1 protein-coding gene is annotated in these 1,541 nt (G+C 42.9%); it reads right to left on the reverse strand.

Annotated features, from left to right (window positions below; genetic code table 11):
* Positions 1-424 precede the first annotated feature (424 nt).
* Positions 425-1,459: an IS110 family transposase gene (locus tag I6E72_RS19575; RefSeq protein WP_121954016.1), complete on the reverse strand. Its 1,035-nt coding sequence runs from the start codon at positions 1,457-1,459 to the stop codon at positions 425-427.
* Positions 1,460-1,541 lie beyond the last annotated feature (82 nt).

Genomic DNA, 1,541 nt, shown 5'->3' on the forward strand with positions numbered 1-1,541 from the left:
GACATATATGGACGCTCCCTTGAAGTCAAGACGAGCTAATGTCTAAACATCAAAATTGATGCCTTTATTTAATTGTCATGTATCCCATTTCACAGTCATGATGCGTCACAAGCTTGCTGAAAAGCAAAGGTACTGACATATATTCGAGCTATGGTGTCATGATTGTCATGCGCCATGCTCCTAATGAGCTTCGTACCAAGGGACCTAAAAAATATTCACCCAAACGAGATTTAATCTCGTGTCTTTATCTGGTTAACCTTGGTTAGCGTGCGCTTTTTGTTTCATTATAAGTGAAGTACATACAGGATAAGCGTATGTTACGACTTAAGTGCCCAAACACCCACTCAGGTTTTAAAACCTATGTCATAACCAGGCTGTCTTAAGTCGTAAACTCGGGTGTGATTGGCGTGTAAAATACGCATAATTAAGCATCCTTGTGTGTATTTTGCACATACTGAGGAGAGTAGAATGTTTGCTTGGTCAGCAATATCCACATCAGTCGCGCCAATCTGTGTGCGGTGGCGACCACCACACAATTAAAGTGTTTTTTCTCGCGCAACTGGTTTATCCACTGGCTTAGCGCATCTGTTTTATGGTGGCTTCTGGCGATAAGGGCGCGAGCACCGTGAATAAGTTGTTTTCGTAGGTAACTGTTGCCGCGTTTAGTAATACCAGACATTTTACTTTTATCGCCTGATGCGTATTGTTTAGGTGTTAATCCTAGCCACACACCGAGTTCTTTTGCGCTCTTAAATGCCTGACCGTTCCCGATTGATGCTGCATAGGCTGAGGCATTGAGTACACCCACGCCAGGGATAGAGTGAAGTATTTTAGCGTTTGTATCCCGTTCAACGTGTGCAGTAAGCATCGCTTCAATAGCTTTAATGCGTTTAACAAGGGTTTTGTATTCGGTGTAAATATCACTCACCATTATGCGCAGCTGAGGGCGAAGCTCAGAATCACTTTCTAAGGCAATTATCCCTTGCTCAAACGCCTTAATACCGACAGGAAATACATACCCAAAATCGACCAATAAACCGCGTAACTGGTTGGTTGCAGCAATCCTGTTTTGCAGAAGTCGCTCACGTATCTTATGGAGCATGAGTATTTCTTGCTGAGCTTCGGTTTTAATAGGAACGAATTTAATATGAGGGCGTAAGCTTGCTTCATAGATAGCAAGTGCATCGTTACTGTCGTTTTTATTACCGCGAACAAAGGGGGTAACGTGTTGTGCAGGAATAAGGTCAACGGTATGACCGTAAGACGAAAATACTCTTCCCCAGTAGTGGGAAGAATAACAGGCTTCCATAACGACGCGGCACGGAGGGGTATTAGCTAAGAAGGCGTTGAGTTTAGCTCTGTTTAAACGTTTATTGCATTCTCTTTTATGGTTAGAATTAAAGCCAGCGACTTGGAATACATTTTTTGCCAAATCAATTGATAATGTGCTAATTTTCATGACGGACGTTCCCTTTTAACTGAGTGAGTTCAATTACCAGTTTGGCGCATTGACGCCGTTTTGGGGAGCGTCCATCTCATCA

The organism is Pseudoalteromonas sp. NSLLW24 (assembly GCF_015864725.1).
GTDB lineage: Bacteria > Pseudomonadota > Gammaproteobacteria > Enterobacterales > Alteromonadaceae > Pseudoalteromonas > Pseudoalteromonas arctica.